Below are 20,534 nucleotides of genomic sequence, written 5' to 3' on the forward strand. Positions count from 1 at the left end.
AAAGTTTTTAGGTTATATCTGCCATTTTAAGAATTTATAGAATAGGAGTGGTATGATAGATGTTTGAGCCTGCCAAAACTGCCCGTCCCTCTGTAGAGCTTTACGAGGAATACATTCAAGACAAAAGCCGCCGACCCATAAAGGCTGGTATGGTGAAGTTTGCTACCAAAACCAAGAAGGATATATACAATATTACAGCGCCCTTTATTCATGAATCCGGGAAATATATGGCAGGACGTGTGGAAAACAGGCATGATGAGCTGTCCAAGGTATGGCTGTTTGTTGAAAACAATGGCAAGTGGGTGAGGTCGCCTGTAGCGCCGGAGTTCTTGCGCTTTCAGGATCCGTTTCTGACCAGGGTAGGAGAAGAGGTCATATTCGGCGGTGTACAGATCGATACAAATCCCATGAACGAAAACCAGATCATTTGCTGGAGAACGCTGTTTTTCAGAGGAAAAAATTTTAGTGATATGAAGCTATTTGCTCGTGGTCCTAACGGCATGAAGGATATAAGGGTTGTGGGTCTAAAAGATGGCAAGATAGCGGTGTTTACCCGTCCACAAGGAGAGATAGGAGGCAGAGGGAAGATAGGGTATATAACTCTTAACTCGCTGGATGAGCTGAATGAAGACAACATCAACAAGGCTACTGTTTACCATTCCCATTTCATAGATCAGGAGTGGGGCGGCGTAAATGAAGTACATGTTCTGAAAAATGGACTTTTAGGTGTGTTAGGCCATATTGCTCGCTTTGACGAGGAGGGCAATCGCCACTATTATCCGATGGTGTTTGCGTTTGACCCAGAGTCTATGACTCATTCGCCTTTGAAGATTGTGGCTTGTAGGGATGACTTTTTACCCTCTCCGGCAAAACGAAATGACCTGTACGACGTGGTGTTCAGCGGTGGTTTGGTACGCCAGGAGGATGGGACTGCTGTACTTTATGCAGGCGTTTCGGATGCAACGGCCCAGTGGCTGGTGATACCTGATCCGTTTATCGAATATGAATCCTAAAGATTTAGCCATGCATAGAGTATTTTGGGTGGAATGCATTCATATTTGCCATAAGTGAGTGGCTTGGATTGAGAAAGCCACAGTGGATCCAGATTACGACAAAAAAGGGGCCGAATAAAACGTTTATTCAGCCCCTTTTTGGCTCTATTTATTGGCCATTGGAAACAGATTTTAAATTCATTTTCCCATAAACATCTTTATATCATCATCTGCATTGGTTATGCCGCCAATGCCGAATTTTTCGACCAATACCTTGGCAACGTTGGGCGACAGGAATGCCGGCAGCGTCGGCCCCAAATGGATGTTTTTAACGCCCAGGTACAGCAGCGCAAGCAGTACTATGACTGCTTTCTGTTCGTACCATGCAATGTTGTAAGCTATAGGCAACTCATTTACATCCTCCAGGCCGAAGGCTTCTTTGAGCTTGAGAGCGATTACGGCCAGGGAATAGGAATCATTGCACTGCCCTGCATCCAGTACCCTTGGTATGCCGTCTATGTCCCCAAGGTTCAGCTTGTTGTATCTGTATTTTGCACATCCTGCTGTCAGTATGACGGTGTCATGTGGTAGTTTCTTGGCAAATTCGGTGTAATATTCCCTGCTCTTCATTCGGCCGTCGCATCCTGCCATCACAAAGAATTTCTTAATCTTGCCTGCTTTTATAGCTTCAACTACTTTGTCGGCCAGGCTGAGCACTGTGTTGTGTGCAAACCCTCCTATGACCTCTCCCGTTTCGATCTGTGTGGGCGGTGCACATCTTTTGGCGTGTTCGATTATCTCGGAGAAGTCTTTTGTACCGTCCTCACGAACCGGGATGTGCTTGACTCCAGGATAGCCTACTACTCCGGTGGTGTACAGCCTGTCCTTATAGGAGTCCTTAGGCGGTATCAAGCAGTTGGTGGTCATCAGGATGGGCCCATTGAAGCTCTCAAACTCCTTGTCCTGTTTCCACCAGGCGTTTCCGTAGTTACCAACGAAGTGTTCATACTTCTTGAATGCCGGGTAGTAATGTGCTGGGAGCATCTCGCCGTGGGTATAGACGTCCACGCCAGTCCCTTGTGTCTGCTTGAGCAGCTCCTCAAGATCTTTCAAGTCATGGCCGCTTATCAGTATACCGGGATTGTTTCTCACACCGATGTTCACCCTTGTGATTTCGGGATGTCCGTAGGTAGACGTATTGGCCTTGTCTAGAAGTGCCATAACCTGAACCCCATACTTGCCGGCTTCCATGGCCAGTGCCACAAGTTCGTCGGCTGTTAGGCTGCTGTCAGGGAGTGCAGCCAGCGCTTTCTGCATAAAGGCGTTCACTTCAGCATCTTCGTACCCCAGGACTCTAGCATGGTATGCATAGGCTGCCATACCCTTGATACCATACAGTACCAGCGACTTTAAGGAACGTATATCCTCGTTTTCTTCCGACATGAGGCCCACGGTTGTAGCTTTTGTCTCAAAGTCGATCAGGGTTTTACCTTCCCAAATGGCAGCATCTGGTAAGTTTTCATCTAGCTTTATGCCAATGTTTAAAGCCTGTTCTTTGAGTTGGTCCCTGAGGTTGAGAGCCTGGGTTATTTTATTTACAAAGTATTCCTTATCGAAATTCACGTTTGTAATGGTGGAAAACAGGCTTTCAATAATGAATTTATCGGCTTCAGGAGTCTTAATGCCTGCCTCTTTCAATTTTATGGTATATACGGATATTCCTTTTAGCACATAGATTAAGAGGTCCTGCAGATTTGCCACATCGTCGGTCTTGCCGCACACACCTCTTAACGTGCATCCTACACCCTTTGCAGCCTCCTGGCATTGATTACAAAACATATTCATAAATGTACCAACCTCCTTGAAAATTTATCGGTCATATTCTAAATCTCTTCACTAAAAATCATCCTCAATAATCGTTCTATACCAGTTTTAGTCAGTTATCATCATTCTGGTTTCAATCAGTCTTCGATGACCTTTCCGTCTATCGAAATGGTGACCACGCGCCAGGGGATCATCTTGCTGCTCCTTGCAAGGGCATCTCTCACCGCATATGCAAGGCCACTGCAGCAGGGAACCTCCATCTTGAGCACTGTAATGCTTTTTATATCGTTGTATTTCAATATGTCGGTCAGCTTATCCGAATAGTCCACGTCATCTAGCTTGGGACACCCGATGATGGTGACTTTGTTGCGCATGAAGTCCTGGTGAATGTTGGCATAGGCATATGCGGTGCAGTCGGCTGCTACCAGCAAACTGGCATTGCGGAAATACGGTGCATTTGGTGGTACCAGCCTGATCTGGCACGGCCACTGGCGCAGCTGTGACTCAACCGGTGGTTGGCTCTGTTGCTGTGTCGGGCTATTTACAGACCTTTCCATTGACCTAACCTGTGTTCCCGGGCAACCACACGGCAGCGTTTCTTCCCTTCTTTGCATCATATGCTGTTTGACCGCTTCTTCATCAAAAGGTTGCGCCTCGCGCTCCTCGATGGAGATGGCTCCCATGGGACATTCAGGCAGGCATGCACCCAGCCCGTCGCAGTATGACTCCGATACCAGGGTGGCTTTGCCGTTTATAAGCTGCAGAGCGCCCTCGTGACAGGCGTCTATGCACAGCCCACACCCGTTGCACTTTTCCTGGTCAATTTTTACGATCTTCCTTATCACGGCTTTCTACCTCCTTTCTAAATACAGTCTTGTACCGGGACAATTATGAGTTTATCCCGCAACCGTCTTTGTTTGTAATCGCTATGGCCAACGTTATGATCTGCTATAAAATTCATGGCGTTGGCTTTTTACTCTGTTGTCCTGCTGCGGTTATTATATTATAATTACAATTGTCATGTCGGTATCTGATGTTACGAAAAATTAAAGGGTGGTCATATGGAGCTTGAAAGATACGTAGAAGTGCTTTCAAAGGCTGAGTTGTTTAAAGGCTTTGAGAAGGATGAAATCATCTTGATGCTTAAGTGTCTTGAACCAAAGGTGAAGGCATATGATAAGGGCAATTGCTTGGCCATGGCCGGTGAAAAGTTCCATGGTCTAGGCATTATGCTGGAGGGGGAAGCAGCCGCCTATAAAGAAAATATGGCTGGCACTAGGGTGATAATGGTACTTCTTGGGCCGGGGGATGTGTTTGGCGAGATTGTAGCCTTTTCCTCGGAGTCCCAGTGGCCTGTCACCGTTGAGGCGCAGCAGCCCTGCAAGGCGCTTTTCATAAGTCGCGACAAGATTGTTGGCGAGTGTAGGCATGTGTGCCCGTGGCACAGGAGGCTTATAGAAAATATGCTTATGATGGTGTCTGAACGTGCCATCGCATTGAGCAGAAAGGTGGAGTATCTGTCCATAAAGAGCATACGCGGCAAGATAAGCACTTATTTGCTAGAACAGTATAAAAAGACAGGAAAGACCACGTTTATGTTGCCTATGAATCGCAACGAACTAGCAGATTTTTTGAACGTGTCGCGGCCTTCCCTGTCAAGGGAGATGTGTAATATGCGGGATGAGGGAATAATAGATTTCCATCGCGCTTCAATAAAGATCAAGGACCTGCATGCGTTAAAAGGGATGGCACAGTGACGGTGATGACAAGATTTAAAACAAAAAATAAAAGTAGTGTTCAAGCAGAAAACGAAATATGCACGCATTACAATAAGGGACTGTATTCCTTAGTGTGTAATTCTGAAGACACATTTTCTCCTAGATATTCGTAAAGGACCTTCCCTACTGTTTTTACACCGGCTTGTATTTTTTCGGAGTTTACTGCGGCAAAGCTCAGCCTGAAATGGCGTATATCATGATTTTGATGGTAGAACAGGGAGCCTGGTGTGATGAGCACCCCTTTTTTGAGGCAACGGGCATACAGCTCTTGGTCGCTGTATCCGGGGGGAAGTTCAAACCATATATGCAGTCCTCCGTCCGGGGCTTTATACTTCACGTTTTTCGGGAAGCTTTTTTCTACAGCCTGTAGGAATATTTCGTATCTTCTTTTGTACTCTTCTTTCATATATTTTATATGGTCCAACCATATATTCTCCCTGAGGTACAGGTCAAACGTCCGCTGTATGAGGCCGGATGTTGAGATGTCCGATGTGTGTTTGGCTGAAATAACTCTGCCGCGTAAGGTTTCAGGCACTATCATAAATCCCAACCTTAAGCCAGGCATGAATATCTTGGAAAAGCTCTTGATGTATATGACGGTTTGGTGCTTGTCAAGCGCTTTTAAGGGCAGGGGTCGCTCATCGGTAAACGACAGTTCGCTTAGAGAATCATCTTCTACGATGAAGGTTTTGTGTTCCCTTGCGATTTTGAGTATTCCTATTTTTTTGGCGTGCGAATAGGAATAACCCGTTGGATTTTGAAAATAGGGCATCACGTATATGAACTTGGGATGGTATGTGGATAGCGCATTTTTCAGAGTATCCAGGTCTATGCCATCTTCTTGCATAGGTATTTCGATTATTTTAGCTCCTCTAGACTTGAAAGCCTCAAGCGCACCTCTATAAGTTGGGCTTTCCACAAACACGCAGTCACCGTATTCGATAAGGGCTTTTGAGATGATATCTATTCCCTGTTGTGCCCCCGATATTACATGCACGTCATCCGTTAAAACATCTATTGAAAAAGTTTTCAGATAATTGCATATTGACTCCCTTAAGGGTTGATAGCCCTGAATCTGATGGTAACCAAAGGCTTCGCCTTTGTCCCTATCCAATACCTTATTGATAAGTATTTTAAAACTGTCTACGGGAAACAAATCAGGCGTGGGTGTAGTACTAGCAAGGTTTATGGTATCTTCACCCACCTGAACTTGTCCTTTTTCCATCATCCGTAAGTGTTCGGATTCCTGTAAATGGGGTAATGGCTGTTCGTGCCGGTTAAAAGAAGCGACATATGTTCCGCTGCCGACTATAGAGTATGCCAATCCCTCGCTTTCAAGCTTTTTGTATGCGTTTACCACCGTTATGGTATTGACTCCCAGTTGTTGGGCCAGCTTTCTTATAGGAGGGAGCTTTTCGTTTGGCTGAAAAACCCCTTCTACAATCAGGTTTTTGAGCTGAATAAAAAGCTGGATATACAAGGGTGTGGAAAGATTGTTGTCAAGGTATATCGACATTTTCTTATCCATAGGATTGTTTCTCCTTTCTTTTCCTGAATTTTTTGTACCTCGCATATTGACATCACAACGATTATTATGTTATTAATAACACTAACAATACAATTATATAACAATAATAATTGTATCGCAACAATATTGCATCTGCCATGATAAAAATTTTGTATGGAGGAGGAGTTATTATGGAACAAGTTTTTGAGAAAAACAAAGAGCTGAACGAGAGGCTAAAGGGTGGGGTAATAATGGATGTGGTAACGCCAGAGCAGGCTGTTATTGCTGAAAAAGCCGGGGCAGTTGCTGTGATGGCTCTGGAAAGGGTACCGGCTGATATAAGGCGGTATGGCGGCGTGGCCCGGATGTCCGACCCTAAGTTGATCAAAGAAATAAAGGCGGCGGTGTCTATACCCGTTATGGCAAAGGTGAGGATAGGGCATTTTGTGGAGGCACAAATATTGGAGGCCATAGGTATAGACTATATCGACGAGAGCGAGGTTTTAACGCCGGCTGATGACAGGTACCACATTGATAAAAAGCCTTTTAAGGTGCCTTTTGTGTGTGGTGCGCGAAATTTAGGAGAGGCGTTAAGGAGGATTGGTGAAGGCGCATCCATGATAAGGACCAAAGGCGAAGCCGGTACCGGGAACGTGGTAGAAGCGGTACGCCACGTGAGGACCATTATGGCCGAGATAAGGAGCCTACAGGGCATGTCTGATGAGGAACTGATGATAGCGGCCAAGGAAATGGGAGCTCCCTATCACCTGGTGGAGTATGTGGCACGGAATGGAAGGCTGCCGGTACTAAACTTTGCTGCTGGTGGAATAGCCACCCCTGCTGATGCAGCCCTCATGATGCAACTGGGTTGTGATGGGGTGTTTGTTGGGTCGGGCATATTCAAATCCTCCAACCCCGAAAGAATGGCTAAAGCCATAGTTGAGGCGGTCAAACATTACGATGATCCGAAAATACTGGCCGAGGTGTCAGAGGACCTGGGTGAACCCATGTATGGTTTGGAGATCGATAAATTGGATGAAAAGGATAGGTATGCTGATAGAGGCTGGTAAAAGGTGTTTTTCCAGCCTCTCTTGACTTCTTAAAGGGAAATGGGTATAATGATTAACGTTGTGGTTTGAAGCCAGGTTTAATTGATATTTGTGGGCCTTGTGTGAAGCAGGGTCCTTTTTTAAGTCTTAAAGGAGGTGATTGCGTGGACGTTCAACGGATAGCGGAGCGGGTTTATCAGAAGACGAAGGTTGAAACCACTGCGCGGGATGTCGAAAAGGTGATGTCGGGATTGGCTAGGACTTCTCATTTTTGGGAAATCGTTTGTACGTCACAAAAGCCATTTAGCGTGGTTGCAGAGATAGTAGAGGATATGAGAAGCCGGGGTTTGGTGGATATTGGGAAAGATGGGGATATAACCTTAACTCCAGAAGGTAAAAAATTTTTGAGCGATCATAAAATATTTGCCCATAAGGATTATACGTGTCCCACCTGTGAGGGGCGAGGAATTTGGAGAGAGGACTTAAATGAACTTACTAAAAGGTTTGATGAGGTGACTGTTGACAGGCCCGAAGCCATCTTGGATTACGACCAGGGGTATATCACCACTCGGACAGTTGTAAGCAGGATAGCCCTGATTGCTGAGAGAGGTGACCTGGAGGGGAAAAAGCTGCTGGTTTTAGGAGATGACGACCTGCTCAGCATTGCTGCAGGGCTGTCGGGGTTGCCGGAAGAAGTGGTGGTTCTGGAGATTGATGACAGGTTGGTCGAATACATCAATAGGAAGGCTAGAGAGTTGGGCCTGCCTGTTAAAGCTGAGAAGTATGATTTCAGGGACAAGCTTCCCGAACAGTATGTGGGGCGTTTCGATACATTTAACACTGACCCACCAGAGACTCTGGAGGCACTTGAAGTATGTATGACCAGAGGGCTTACAGGGCTTCGCGGTGAGGGTTGCGCAGGATATTTTGGCTTGACGCGTACCGAGTCTTCTCTGAAGAAATGGAACCTCTTCCAACAATTGCTGGTTAGCAAGTTTGATGTGGCCATTACCGACATAATTCACGAGTTCAACCATTACGTCAACTGGGACTACCTGCTGGAGAGCATAAGGGACGACTATTCGTTCGTACAGGTGAAACCCCGGCTCAACTGGTACAGGTCTTCTATGTACAGGATAGAACTACTTGGCGGGACAGGAAAACTTGAAAACAAGCCAATGCCTTGTGAGCTCTACATTGATGAGGAAGCGCTGATTTATAAGCCTGAAAACAAATGACCTTAAGAAAACCCCCTTTAAAGGGGGTTTTCTTGCTTGTTGAAATAAAACGAAAAAAGTGGTAGAGTCTAATGGTAGGAGATAATGAATGATTAATTGAGGGGAAAGAGAAAACTGCGGATGTTGTGGTTGTGGGGATGTTGTTTCTGATGTTTCATTGATGTCATTTTATAGGCGTTGAGGGGATATATCTTAAAAAATCAAATTGTGAGGTGTGTTAAAGTGGGACATCTAGTTGAGTATTCCATCTCTACCAGCAAACCTGAAGAATTTGTAGATATAACACACCTGGTGGAGCGTGCTGTAAGGGATAGCGGTATTCGAAATGGCGTGGCAGTAGTATTTTGTCCTCACACCACCGCCGGGATAACCATAAACGAAAACGCCGATCCTGACGTGGTACACGACATCATAAAGGCATTGGATAAGGCGTTTCCGGTGCGTGGCGATTACAGGCATGTGGAGGGAAATTCCCATGCCCATATAAAAGCTTCATGCATGGGTTCAAGCTGCCACATTATCATTTCGGAGGGCAGACTGGTGCTGGGGACATGGCAGGGGGTGTACTTCTGCGAGTTCGATGGTCCCAGACGCAGGAAGGTGTATATAAGCTGTATGGAGGCAAAGTAATTGATCGTGTAAAGCTGTAATAACGGGAGCAACGTGTCAACTAAGCAGCGGCTGTGATTGAAGATAAAAAGGGATTGGGTGAAAATGAAGATTAATAGCGATGTGAAGATTTTATACGAGGACAACCACCTTTTGGTGGTGGAAAAGCCGGTAAACATGCTGACGCAGGGGGATGCCACCGGCGATGCCGACCTTCTGTCGATACTCAAGCAGTACATAAAGGAGAAGTACAACAAGCCTGGTAACGTCTATCTAGGTCTGGTTCACCGCCTGGATCGCCCTGTAGGGGGAGTAATGGTGTTTGCCAGGACTTCCAAGGCCGCATCCAGGTTGTCCGACCAGGTGCGCAAGGGGACTTTTGGGAAGGTTTATCTTGCTGTGGTGCGGGGGAAACCACCAGAGAGTGGGAGGCTTAAGCATTATCTCTATAAGGACAACGCCACCAATATGGTACGCTGCTTTGTTGCTCCAAGGGAAGGCGCAAAGGAAGCTGTACTGGAATATGAGGTGCTGGAAAGCCTGAATGCCTCAAACAAAGCCGATGTTTTGAGCCTGATCAAGATAGACTTGCTCACCGGGCGGCCACATCAGATAAGGGCACAGTTCTCCTTTGAGGGCTTTCCTCTGTATGGCGACCAAAAATACGGCAAAGGAGTAAATAAGCCAGGTCAGCAGCTTGCCTTGTGGTCTACAGCAATTAAGCTGGTTCACCCTACTTTAAAAGAGGACATGGTCTTTAAAAGTTTTCCGCCCGATTGTTATCCATGGAATCAGTTTAAAATTCTGGTAAGTGCAAAAAACGATGCAGACGGGTTGCTTTAAAGAAGCTAGAGAGAATGAAAAGTATAAATTGCATGAAGTTTTGCGTCATCACATTATTTCATGACGATTTAAGGGTAATGAGCAAGGAGGGTGATGAACGATGTATTTTGAATCCGAAGGCAAGCATAATACACAAAAGACGGTGGAACTGGCGTTAAAAACCGCAAGGGAAAGGGGAATACGCCATATAGTGGTGGCATCCTGCTCAGGATATACCGCCAGTTTCTTTAAAGATGCGAGTGACCTGGAAGTTGTGTGCGTAACGCACGTGAACGGATTTAGTGAAAAGGGCAAGAATGAGATGCCTGAGGAGGTGCGCCAGCAGCTTATAGCATCTGGCATTAAGGTTCTCACCACTACCCATGTGCTCAGTGGGGCAGAAAGGGGCTTGAGCAGGAAGTTTGGCGGTACATATCCTGTGGAGATTATGGCGCATACCTTGAGGATGTTTGGTCAGGGGGTAAAGGTATGCGTAGAGATTTCGGTGATGGCACTGGATGCCGGTTTGATACCGTATGGCCAACCTGTGATTGCGGTGGGTGGTACCAGCGAGGGTGCTGACACCGCCGTGATAATTACGCCATCTCACGCCAGCAGCATCCTTGAGACCAGGATACACGAAATTATATGCAAGCCCTACTGATTTGTGTGGCTATTGCTTTGTCAGATAAGGTGTGTTATAATATGGCTAAAATTGAATAATGGGCGATGGAGTTCGCCCTAAAATGCGCAAAAGCGCTGATAACTCCTACAAATAACAAGAAGTTATTTGTAGGAGTTTTTTTGTTTGGAGGTGAGGGTAAGAGCTATGGATATGGTGTATTACGAGTTAAAGGATAGTTTAAAGGATGATGCATGCCCTATATGCGTTCTAATCAATAGAAACGTTGACAATTTTATAGATGCCCTGCTGTACGAAAGCGTCAACGATATTAAAATAAGAAAGGATATTAATGACTCAAAAGGCTATTGCAATTATCATGCCTGGAAACTGCAGAGCTTTGGTGATCCTCTCGCCCATGCCATTATTTACAGCGACCTTATCGTTTCTTTAATACATGAAATAGATGTATTTTTGAAGGAAGTGAAGTTTTACCAAGGCGTCGAAAATTTCTTCGGCATTAAGAAGGAGAATAGAAAGTCCCTTAAACGCTTTAAAGATTACTTTGTTTCAAATAGTGATTGTCCTATTTGTAGTATGGTCAGGGATTGGGAGAAAGAGTATATATTGTCTTTTGTAGAGTATATGGAAAAGGACAGGGAGTTTAAAGAGAAGTTTAAAACCGAGGGATTTTTGTGTGTACCTCATATGTTTAAGCTTTTGGAGCATTGCAGGATTAGAAGTGCTGTTAAGGAAATTATGGCTGTTCAACTTGATAAATATAAAAAGCTTTTAAACCTTTTAAATGAGATTAAGAGAAAATCGGATTATAGGTTTGTCAACGAGCCCAAAAGCGATGAGGAAAAAGTGGCATGGATAAGGGCTGTGGAGAAATGGGTTGGCATACCTGGAATAAAAAAGTAGCCGAGCAACATAGGCACAATTGATTTTGTATGGCAACTTCCCGGAATTTTCAACATCGAACCTGCAAACACGCTAAAATAAAGCTTTCAAACTTTTCGAGAGCGCAATGGAGGTAAACTAAAATGAAGAAATATATATTCATCGGCATTGGAGGAAGCGTGGGAGCTGTCTTGAGGGTTGCTATAAAGGCTGTACAAATAGGTGTCTACAAAAATATACCTATAAATACGCTTTCAATCAATGTTGTTGGCAGTTTTATGTTGGCCTTTATTTTAACTGTTGTTCTTGAGTTCTGTGAGGTTGATGAACATGTCCATTTGGGTATCACTACAGGATTCTTAGGGGCTTTTACGACTTTTTCGACGCTATGTAAAGAGGCAGTAGAGCTTGTGCGTCGCGGATTTTACAATATAGCCCTGTTTTATATCGTTATTTCAGCAGCGTTAGGATTTAGTGCGGCTTATTTTGGCGTTTATTTAGCAGGAAGGATTAAAACTGTGATGATTAAAAGACATGGAGCTGACATTTTTGAAGAAGACAAATAAAGGATGTAGAAAGGATGAGGCAAATGACGTGGGTTTTGATTGGTATAGGCGGAGCTTTGGGCAGTATAACGAGATTTGTATTGGGCAAACTTATATCAAAGAGGTTTGGCACAGCTTTCCCAATAGGGACTTTTCTAATAAATATCACCGGGGCGTTTTTGCTGGGAATTGTGAGCAGCTTAGATCCGGCTCGACATGCATATCTGTTTTTGGTTGATGGTTTTTTGGGCGCTTATACAACTTTTTCCACATTCATGTATGAGGGGTTTGTTCTCTTTGAGAAGGACAAGAAGATGAATGCTTTCGTTTATATCTCGTGTTCTCTGTTTTTGGGGATTACATTCTATATACTGGGATTTAAGTTGGGCAAGTTAGGTACAATATATTTAAAGTGAGCATTGTGATTTTTGAATGTTACGCTTTCTGCTTGTGGCTTCTGTGTGGTATGGTTTGTTGAAGAATAGAAGGCTTGTACCCAGGGAAATATAAAATGGAAATCAAAATTAGATGAAAGGTGGGGTACAATGCCTTTGGGACTCACACTCCTTATAGTAGCGACCATTTTAGTTCTGTTCGGCGTTGGACAGCGCATGCTGGACAGGATGCGCTTGAGCGACAAAGCAGCTGTCTTGTTTATGGTGGCCATATTTGTAGGCAGCCTCATTCCTGACATACCTCTGGGAAGAAATGTTTATATAAATATCGGCGGGGCTATTGTCCCGCTTATACTGGTAATATATCTGTTCGCAAAAGCGGGTACAGGGATGGAAAGAATCAGGGCGGTTGTGGCGGCTGTACTCTCAGCTTTGGGGGTGTACCTTGCCGGACGTTATATGCCTTCAGAGCCTGAGACCATCATGATCGACCCAAATTATGTTTATGGGATTATAGCGGGGATCATAGGCTACCTGTTCGGACGTTCGCGCCGGGCATCATTTATAGCCGGTGTGTTGGGGGTACTTCTGGCAGATTTGGGCCAGTGGATCGAAAACATATTGAGGGGTATCCCTACCAAGCTTCGTTTGGGCGGTGCAGGAGCAGTGGATGCAGTAGTGATAGCGGGATTGCTGGCAGTGTTGCTGGCAGAGGTGGTAGGGGAGTTCAGGGAAAAGCTGCAGGGTGGAACGGCAAAAAAGGCTATGGTCTATCAGGATGGCTCTTTTATGAGAAAGGGCGGGGATGACGGCAGCAATACGGGAGGTGACAAGAATGAGTAAAAAGGTAAGCCGGGCTATCGTTTTTTGCTTTTTGATTGCCATTGCCGTGAGCCACTACGTTTCCACTGATGTATATGCCGATGATTGGTTTGAGAAGGAACGTGGATATTATACCCTGCTGGATGACACAGGCAAAGAGCTTACCCTGATGGCTAGGGAAGTGTTGGTAAAGGATGAATACATCAGTAGCGATAATAAACGTTATTCAGTCATCTCGGTAGACAAGGAGAAAAAGAGGGCTGTGCTTAAATACATGGGGGACGTTAAACTGCCTGAAGTGGAGGAAATTTCAGATTCGGTGGGTGCATTGGCACAGCAGTTTGACAAGAAAGGGAATATACTTTTGTACTGCACGCACAGCGATGAGTCATATGCGCCTTCAGATGGTACGCACAGCCGTCCTGGTGGTGGGGGCATCTTTGATGTGGCTGAGGCATTTAGAGATGCTTTGCGCGAGAGGGGGATAAACGCGGTGCTTGACAAAACGCCGCATGACCCCCATGACGCCGGCGCTTACAGGCGTTCCAGGCAGACAGCCATCAGCCTTATAAGGCAGTACTCTCCGGTGGCTGCAATATTTGATATACACAGGGATGCTGTGCCAGGGCATATTTACGTCACAAGAGTGGCAGGGCAACCCATGACCAAGGTTAGGATAGTGGTGGGCTCAAGAAACCAGAATAGAAAGGCTAATGAGGAGCTGGCTTATAAGATCAAGGCCATAGCTGACAAGGTGTATCCCGGGCTTATAAAGGACATATATATAGGGGCAGGAGCATACAATCAGGAACTTTCTCCTCGTTCGCTGATCTTCGAATTTGGTACCCATGAAAACAGCAAGGAATCGGCAGCAAGGTCTGCCCAGTATATGGCCGATGTAGTGGACAAGGCCATGTTTGGCGGTACCATACAGGGTAAGACACAGGAAGGCCAGGACAAGGGGACCTATCGGACAAGGCCTATAAACGAAGAGGTGCAACGCGGTGGAAGAAGAGGAATAGTATGGCTGGTGCTGGTGCTGGTTATAGGGGTAGTAGTATTTATCGCGATAAGCGGTGGTACTAGAGAGATGTTTTCTAAAATTACCGGCAATACTGATAGAGATGAGCGGGATAGAGAATAAGGTAACCGAGTTGCTGGTAGGTCCAGCGACTCGGTTTTGTGTTTTTGTAAAAGTTTTATAAATAGCCCTTAAGAGAGGAGAAAGCGGCGTTGAAAGTGATATACTGTGGTTACAGGGCGACTTATGGAGCGTATTTGATGGCAGCGCTTCATGTCGGGATATATAAAGGCGCTCAATTCCCAGACAACCAGCTCATAAAAGCCCATTTTGATATTTGTTGTTTATATGGCCAACAATATGGAAATTTAATATATGTAGGGTTAGATGAAAACCTGAATGAGATATATGTCATGGGTTGTAATAGGTTTTTTTCGATAATTGAGAAGGCTCAAACAAATATAAGTAAGATATTTAGAATAGATGAAGAATTGTGTCACGTCGATGTATCACGGTTCGAGGGCTTTTTCCCCAGGTTTATGGGTTTTTTGCTGGCACACGGTATAAATACCATGGTCTGCAAAAAGCTGTTTTTTTGGTGGTTTAGATACAAGTACAAATTCTTTGTGAAAGTTGTAGAACAGCAAAAGCAGGAGTTGAATAGACCCGATTCAATAGGTTATGAATCTTGAAATATGACGAAAGAGCTTAAAGTAATCAAGAGAGGTGAAACAAATGGGGGTGCTGTTTTATCACTGTTATGGAGGAGCTCATACATCTGTTACCTGTGCTTCCATACACCTAAATTACCTTCCCCATGACCGTATACCTGAAGTTCACGAGTTTAAAGCCATACCTTTTTATGATAAAATGGATAATAAGAAGCTGGGTACGCCTGTATACATGGGACGGGATGAGCTCGGATGGGACATTTATGTGGTGGGGATGAAAGATGGAAAAAGCGTAGTCATACCCGCTATCAAAAGCTTATTAAATGTCAGTGGCATATCCCAGCAGGATGTGCTGTTTGTCAGCGCCCTGGTACAACTCCATCCCATAACGGCCATAGGAGGATTTACCTCCAGAAAGCTGGGTATTCCCTTCATAGGCAGGCCTATGACCATATGGGGCATAAGGAAGAGTTATCCGCTTCTAGTGGATTTGGTCACCAGGGTCAAGCAGGCTCTAATGCAACGCAACGATAAATTATTGACTTAATGGTTTTTTTGCACGATAATAGAAGTGTGACCATATTTAGTAGCAGGTATTAAAAATAGCTAATAAATTTCAAACGGGGGAGAGGTTTAAACTGAGGAAAAAACATAGGATTGCGGTAGTAGAAACTGGCAGCATTGCTGAAGAGCTGGGTATAGAGCCCGGCGACTTTTTGGTAGCCGTAAACGGGCAAGCAGTAGAAGATATTCTGGACTATATGGAATGGATGAGCAACGATGAGGTAAATATTACTATAGAGAAGAGCGATGGGCAGATATGGGAACTGGATATCGAAAAAGACCCTGACGAAGACCTGGGGCTGACCTTTGAGCAGCCCATTATGGATAGGCAGCGGGTATGTCGTAACCGTTGCATATTTTGTTTTATAGACCAGCTGCCCAGGGGGATGCGCTCTACCCTTTATTACAAAGACGATGACTGGCGCCTATCATTTTTAATGGGGAATTATATAACCCTTACCAACCTGACTGAAAATGACGTAAAGAGGATAATTTCAAAGCGCATAAGCCCACTTTATATATCAGTGCATACTACCAACCCACAGCTTCGCCAGAGGATGATGGGAAACAAGCGAGCCGGTGAGGTGCTCAGCATCTTGAAGGAGTTTGAAAAGGCAGGTATATCCATACACTGTCAGATTGTACTGTGCCGTAACTGGAACGATGGTGCTGAGCTTGAACGCACCTTGTCCGACCTGTGGAGCTTAAGGTCTATAGTAAGGTCTGTGGCCGTAGTGCCGGTGGGCTTAACCAAGTACCGTCAGGGGTTGGAGAATATATTGCCGTTTGATGCTGGCTCTGCCGCGCAGGTGGTGGAACAGGTGGAGAGGTGGCAGAAGGTATGCCGGAGTGAGAGCGGTACCGCCTTCGTGTTTGCGGCTGATGAGTTTTATATTCTGGCCGGCAAGAAGTTTCCATCCTATGAGGAGTACGAGGATTTTCCTCAGATCGAAAACGGGGTGGGGTTGATAGTCAAGCTGGTCCATGAATTTGACGAGGCTATTGATAATTATCGCGGAAGAAATGTGGTTGCGAAAGAGGTCTCTGTGGCTACTGGGGTATCGGCTTATCCTACCATAAAAGCATTGATGGATAGGGTACAGCAGGAAATGGGGGTGACCGTGCACGTTTATCCCGTTGTCAACGGGTTTTTTGGGGAGAGCGTTACGGTGGCAGGGCTGATAACGGGTGGGGATATGATAGCCCAGCTTAAAGGTAAGAATCTGGGTGAGGCCCTGCTCATACCTTCTACCATGCTTCGCAGAGGTGAAGACGTGTTTTTGGATGATATCACCCTAGAAGGCTTGAGTGCATCGTTGGGAGTGCCAGTTGTCCCTGTTCCAGTTGACGGAAGCGAGCTACTTGAAACTATAGCAAACTTGGATAAGGCTTTGAGAGATAGAAGGGAGTGATGGGTATGGACAAACCAATAGTAGCTGTTGTAGGGCGTCCCAACGTGGGAAAATCCACCTTTTTCAACCAAATCGTCGGCAAAAGGATATCCATTGTGGATGACCAACCAGGGGTTACACGCGACAGAATTTATGCCGATGCTGAGTGGCTAAACAGAAAATTCACCCTTGTGGATACAGGGGGATTGGACCCTGAGAGCGACGATGAACTGCTTGTACAGATAAGGCGGCAGGTAGAGATTGCCATAGATACCGCAGATGTAATAATATTCCTTGTGGATGGTCAGGTAGGAGTAACACCGGCAGACCAGCAGATAGCTAACCTTCTGCGCAAAACCCGCAAACCTGTGGTGCTGGCAGTAAATAAAATTGATAACTTTGAGGACGAACCGATGGTGGGCGACTTTTTCAGCCTGGGTCTGGGTGAACCCATTGGCATTTCAGCCACCCACAAGAGAGGGATAGGTGACCTGCTGGATAGGGTGGTGAAATATCTGCCTGATAAAGGGATCGATGAAGAAGAAGACCAGGCTATAAAGATAGCTGTGGTGGGTAGGCCCAATGTGGGCAAGTCCTCGCTGGTAAACCGTATCCTAGGAGAAGAGCGGGTTATAGTGAGTGATATTCCGGGTACTACCAGGGATGCCATTGATACTCCCTTTGAGAGGGATGGAAAGGAGTATGTGATCATAGATACCGCTGGAATCCGTAGGAAAAGCCGCATAAATGAAGCCTTGGAACGCTATAGCGTGCTGCGTGCATTGGCAGCCATCAGAAGATGCGACGTCGTGCTCATAATGCTGGATGCCACGCAGCCGGTAGCAGACCAGGATGCCAAAATCGCCAACCTGGCTATAGAAGAGGGTAAGGCGTCGGTGATAGTGGTCAACAAGTGGGACCTGGTTGAAAAGGATACCTATACTATGGAGGAATACAAGAACCGCATCCTGCAAAAGCTGGGCTTTATTGCTTATGCTCCTATGGTGTTTGTATCAGCAAAAACAGGCCAGAGGATAAACAGGGTTTTGGAGTTGGTAGATGAAGTGTACAGTCGCTATATCATGCGGGTTTCTACTGGTGTGCTCAATGACTGCATTTCAGATGCGGTAGCTGTAGCTGCTCCGCCTTCCGAAAAAGGCAGAATGCTCAAGATTTACTATGCTACACAGGTAGCCGTCAAACCGCCCACATTTGTTTTGTTTGTAAACGATCCCGAGCTCATGCACGAGCCATATCAAAGATACCTGGAAAATTATCTGCGTAAGACGTTTGACCTTGTGGGGACCCCCATCAGGCTGCTGGTTCGCCAGAGGAGCTAATGCGGGTTTGGGAATGCAGGGATTTAGGAGGTGCAAGCATGAAGCTGTTTGTTTCCATTATCATAGGTTATCTGCTGGGCAGCATACCTCCCTCTTTCATTGCAGGGAAGATAGCTCGAAACATCGATATAAGGCAGTACGGTAGCGGCAATGCGGGAGCTACCAATGTGCTCAGGGTACTGGGTCTTAAAGCCGCTGTTCCAGTGTTTTTGGCCGATATCCTGAAAGGGGTTTTGGCAGCCCTCATTGGAAGATGGATAGCCGGTGAGACTGGGGCGGCGTTGGCAGGGTTTGCTGCCATTGTGGGCCATAACTGGCCGATGTTCCTCGATTTCAGGGGAGGAAAGGGTATAGCCACCTCGTTTGGCGTGCTGCTGGTGCTGTTTCCTCTCATAAGTGCCATCCTCTTTGTGGCAGGAGTGGTTGTAATCGCCATAACCAAGTATGTCTCCTTGGGGTCTATAACGGCGGCCATTCTGTTTCCTATACTGCTGGCCATATTCGGATACGATTGGAAAATGGTGCTGTTTGGGGTGGCTGTTGGAGGATTGGCCCTGTACAGGCACAGAAGCAACATATCAAGGCTCATAGAGGGGAAGGAAAATAAACTGGGTCAGAGAGCCAGGGTACAGTGAATTGATGTGGCAAGCAAACTATAAAAAGCATAAAAAATATACGGTTGGTTACATCGTTCTAAAATAGGGCATGAGGAGAGGTTTTTATGGTACATAGATTGGCAATTATCGGGGCAGGTAGTGAGGCACGGCTTTGTCTGTGATGGGACATAAAATGGTAACTACTTGTCATATTTTTTGTCTCCCTCCAATATATATTACTGATGCAAAGTTGCAAGGCATGAGTTAGCACATAGAGGCCGAGTGCCGCAAATGGGGCTTGAATCCGAGGTGAGCAGGGAGGAGCTGTATCGATGAGGTTCAACAAAAAAAGGGAGGGGGACAGATGGAGAAATTTGATGTATATCGGGACATAGCCGAGCGAACCGATGGCGATATATACATAGGGGTAGTGGGACCTGTCCGAACGGGAAAGTCAACGCTTATTAAGAAAATTATGGAGCTGCTGGTTTTGCCTAATATGGAAAACGGTTTTAAGAAGGAGCGTGCAAAAGATGAGATGCCGCAGAGCGGCACGGGACGTACTATAATGACTACACAGCCCAAGTTTGTTCCCAATGAAGCGGTGGAGATCACCATAAAGGGGACGGCTAATCTCAAGATAAGGATGGTTGACTGTGTGGGGTATCTGGTCAAGGGAGCCATAGGGCATATGGAAGGCGATGGGCCGCGTATGGTTCGTACGCCATGGTTTGACTATGATATTCCTTTTGAAGAGGCGGCCGAGCTGGGGACCAGAAAGGTGATTACCGACCATTCTACTATAGGCCTTGTGGTCACCACTGACGGAAGCATTACCGACATACCCAGGGTAAATTATGTGGAAGCCGAAGAAAGGGTGGTCAGGGAGCTCAAAGAGCTGAGCAAGCCTTTTATAATAATCCTCAACTCGAAAAATCCATCGGCACAGGATACGATAATGCTGCGTAATGCCTTGGAGGAGAAGTATGATGTGCCCGTTCTGGTCCTTGATGTCTTAAATCTCACCGTGGAGGATATACACAATATATTGAGCACGGTATTGTTTGAGTTTCCGCTTACCGAGATACGTGTCGACGTTCCCAAATGGGTTCAGAGCCTTGATGAGGACCACTGGCTTGTCAAATACATAATCGACTATGTGAGAAACGTTACGCAGGATGTATACAGGGTGCGGGACATCGAGAAAGTTGGCGGCAAGGATGAACAGCTGGAGCATATAGAGCCGCCTAAGGTGAGCAATATAAACCTGGGGAATGGCAAAGTGGCTATTAACATAGATGCCAAGCCTGGTATGTTTTATAGGATACTGGGCGAGGAGTGCGGCTATCAGATTGAGGGCGATTATCAGCTGATAGGGTTGATGAAGCAGTTGGCCATAGCCAAGAAGGAATACGATCGGATTGCTGAGGCGCTGCGCGATGTGCGAGAGACGGGCTATGGGATGGTACCGCCTTCTCTTGAGGAGTTGAAGCTTGAGGAACCAGAGATTGTAAAGCAGGGTAGCCGGTTTGGCGTGCGGCTTAAAGCCAGTGCACCTTCCCTGCATTTCATACGGGTGGATATTCAGACCGAGGTATCTCCAATCGTGGGAACCGAAAGGCAGAGTGAGGAGTTGGTGAAGTACCTGCTGGAGGAGTTTGAAAACGATCCGTCCAAGATATGGGAGACCAATATATTTGGCAAATCGTTGCACGAACTGGTTAAGGAAGGGCTGGCCAACAAGCTCATGAGAATGCCCGAGGATGTCCAGTTTAAGATTCAAGAGACGCTGCAGAGGATCATAAACGAGGGAAGTGGAGGCCTGATATGCATAATATTATAAAA

At 45.9% G+C, this 20,534-nt stretch carries 21 protein-coding genes and 1 riboswitch; of the genes, 18 read left to right on the plus strand and 3 right to left on the minus strand.

Annotation, left to right across the window (positions count from 1 at the left end; translation table 11 throughout):
* Positions 1–59 precede the first annotated feature (59 nt).
* Positions 60–1,013 carry a DUF1861 family protein gene (locus JOD02_RS02890; RefSeq protein ID WP_204486762.1) on the plus strand — a complete coding sequence of 318 codons (954 nt, stop codon included), beginning with the start codon at positions 60–62 and terminating at the stop codon, positions 1,011–1,013.
* Between the two features lie 177 nt (positions 1,014–1,190).
* On the opposite strand, the gene hcp is transcribed toward JOD02_RS02890, so the two are convergent.
* Both hcp and JOD02_RS02900 read right to left on the minus strand, forming a co-directional pair.
* A complete protein-coding gene (gene hcp, locus JOD02_RS02895; protein WP_204486763.1) occupies positions 1,191–2,837 on the minus strand; it encodes a hydroxylamine reductase in 1,647 nt (548 codons plus the stop codon).
* 116 nt (positions 2,838–2,953) lie between these two features.
* A complete protein-coding gene (locus tag JOD02_RS02900) occupies positions 2,954–3,661 on the minus strand; it encodes a 4Fe-4S binding protein (RefSeq protein ID WP_204486765.1) in 708 nt (235 codons plus the stop codon).
* 216 nt (positions 3,662–3,877) lie between these two features.
* Here JOD02_RS02900 and JOD02_RS02905 point away from each other — a divergent pair, with 216 nt between their 5' ends.
* On the plus strand, positions 3,878–4,573 hold the full coding sequence (locus JOD02_RS02905; protein ID WP_204486767.1) for a Crp/Fnr family transcriptional regulator: 696 nt from the start codon (positions 3,878–3,880) through the stop codon (positions 4,571–4,573).
* 67 nt (positions 4,574–4,640) lie between these two features.
* Here the strand turns inward: JOD02_RS02905 and pdxR are convergent, their stop codons facing one another.
* Positions 4,641–6,122, minus strand: a complete 1,482-nt coding sequence (gene pdxR / locus JOD02_RS02910) for a MocR-like pyridoxine biosynthesis transcription factor PdxR (RefSeq protein WP_204486769.1) — start codon at positions 6,120–6,122, stop codon at positions 4,641–4,643.
* A gap of 170 nt (positions 6,123–6,292) precedes the next feature.
* Here pdxR and pdxS point away from each other — a divergent pair, with 170 nt between their 5' ends.
* From pdxS to spoIVA, 16 genes are all read left to right on the plus strand, one after another.
* Complete coding sequence (pdxS, locus tag JOD02_RS02915) at positions 6,293–7,171, plus strand: pyridoxal 5'-phosphate synthase lyase subunit PdxS (protein ID WP_204486771.1); 879 nt, start codon at positions 6,293–6,295, stop codon at positions 7,169–7,171.
* A gap of 143 nt (positions 7,172–7,314) precedes the next feature.
* Positions 7,315–8,388 carry a bis-aminopropyl spermidine synthase family protein gene (locus tag JOD02_RS02920; protein ID WP_204486773.1) on the plus strand — a complete coding sequence of 358 codons (1,074 nt, stop codon included), beginning with the start codon at positions 7,315–7,317 and terminating at the stop codon, positions 8,386–8,388.
* Positions 8,389–8,610: 222 nt separating this feature from the next.
* Positions 8,611–9,018 carry a secondary thiamine-phosphate synthase enzyme YjbQ gene (locus JOD02_RS02925; protein WP_204486774.1) on the plus strand — a complete coding sequence of 136 codons (408 nt, stop codon included), beginning with the start codon at positions 8,611–8,613 and terminating at the stop codon, positions 9,016–9,018.
* A gap of 84 nt (positions 9,019–9,102) precedes the next feature.
* Positions 9,103–9,840, plus strand: a complete 738-nt coding sequence (locus tag JOD02_RS02930) for an RluA family pseudouridine synthase (protein ID WP_204486776.1) — start codon at positions 9,103–9,105, stop codon at positions 9,838–9,840.
* Positions 9,841–9,940: 100 nt separating this feature from the next.
* A complete protein-coding gene (locus JOD02_RS02935) occupies positions 9,941–10,483 on the plus strand; it encodes a pyruvate kinase alpha/beta domain-containing protein (protein ID WP_204486778.1) in 543 nt (180 codons plus the stop codon).
* 52 nt (positions 10,484–10,535) lie between these two features.
* A riboswitch (Fluoride riboswitch) is annotated at positions 10,536–10,598 on the plus strand.
* A gap of 35 nt (positions 10,599–10,633) precedes the next feature.
* Positions 10,634–11,365, plus strand: coding sequence for a DUF6062 family protein (locus tag JOD02_RS02940; protein WP_341534527.1), 732 nt, complete (start codon positions 10,634–10,636; stop codon positions 11,363–11,365).
* Between the two features lie 122 nt (positions 11,366–11,487).
* Positions 11,488–11,910, plus strand: a complete 423-nt coding sequence (locus tag JOD02_RS02945) for a fluoride efflux transporter FluC (protein ID WP_204486782.1) — start codon at positions 11,488–11,490, stop codon at positions 11,908–11,910.
* Between the two features lie 23 nt (positions 11,911–11,933).
* The gene (gene crcB, locus JOD02_RS02950; protein ID WP_204486784.1) at positions 11,934–12,305 is read left to right on the plus strand and encodes a fluoride efflux transporter CrcB; all 372 of its coding nucleotides are present in this window, start codon (positions 11,934–11,936) and stop codon (positions 12,303–12,305) included.
* Positions 12,306–12,434: 129 nt separating this feature from the next.
* The gene (locus JOD02_RS02955) at positions 12,435–13,127 is read left to right on the plus strand and encodes a DUF1614 domain-containing protein (RefSeq protein ID WP_204486786.1); all 693 of its coding nucleotides are present in this window, start codon (positions 12,435–12,437) and stop codon (positions 13,125–13,127) included.
* Complete coding sequence (gene spoIIP / locus JOD02_RS02960) at positions 13,120–14,250, plus strand: stage II sporulation protein P (protein ID WP_204486788.1); 1,131 nt, start codon at positions 13,120–13,122, stop codon at positions 14,248–14,250. Before JOD02_RS02955 ends, spoIIP begins: the two co-directional genes overlap by 8 nt.
* Before the next feature lie 95 nt (positions 14,251–14,345).
* Positions 14,346–14,819: a DUF3189 family protein gene (locus JOD02_RS02965; protein ID WP_341534528.1), complete on the plus strand. Its 474-nt coding sequence runs from the start codon at positions 14,346–14,348 to the stop codon at positions 14,817–14,819.
* A 43-nt stretch (positions 14,820–14,862) separates the two neighbouring features.
* Complete coding sequence (locus JOD02_RS02970; protein WP_204486791.1) at positions 14,863–15,345, plus strand: DUF3189 family protein; 483 nt, start codon at positions 14,863–14,865, stop codon at positions 15,343–15,345.
* Positions 15,346–15,454: 109 nt separating this feature from the next.
* Entirely contained in the window at positions 15,455–16,774 is a 1,320-nt protein-coding gene (locus JOD02_RS02975; protein WP_341534529.1) for a DUF512 domain-containing protein, read from the plus strand.
* A gap of 5 nt (positions 16,775–16,779) precedes the next feature.
* Positions 16,780–18,093 (plus strand): ribosome biogenesis GTPase Der, encoded by a 1,314-nt coding sequence (gene der / locus JOD02_RS02980; RefSeq protein WP_204486793.1) that lies wholly within the window; start codon positions 16,780–16,782, stop codon positions 18,091–18,093.
* Between the two features lie 38 nt (positions 18,094–18,131).
* Positions 18,132–18,728 (plus strand): glycerol-3-phosphate 1-O-acyltransferase PlsY, encoded by a 597-nt coding sequence (gene plsY / locus JOD02_RS02985; RefSeq protein ID WP_204486795.1) that lies wholly within the window; start codon positions 18,132–18,134, stop codon positions 18,726–18,728.
* Positions 18,729–19,053: 325 nt separating this feature from the next.
* Positions 19,054–20,532, plus strand: coding sequence for a stage IV sporulation protein A (gene spoIVA / locus JOD02_RS02990; protein WP_204486797.1), 1,479 nt, complete (start codon positions 19,054–19,056; stop codon positions 20,530–20,532).
* Positions 20,533–20,534 lie beyond the last annotated feature (2 nt).

It is taken from the genome of Caldicoprobacter guelmensis (assembly GCF_016908415.1).
Classification (GTDB): Bacteria; Bacillota; Clostridia; order Caldicoprobacterales; family Caldicoprobacteraceae; genus Caldicoprobacter; species Caldicoprobacter guelmensis.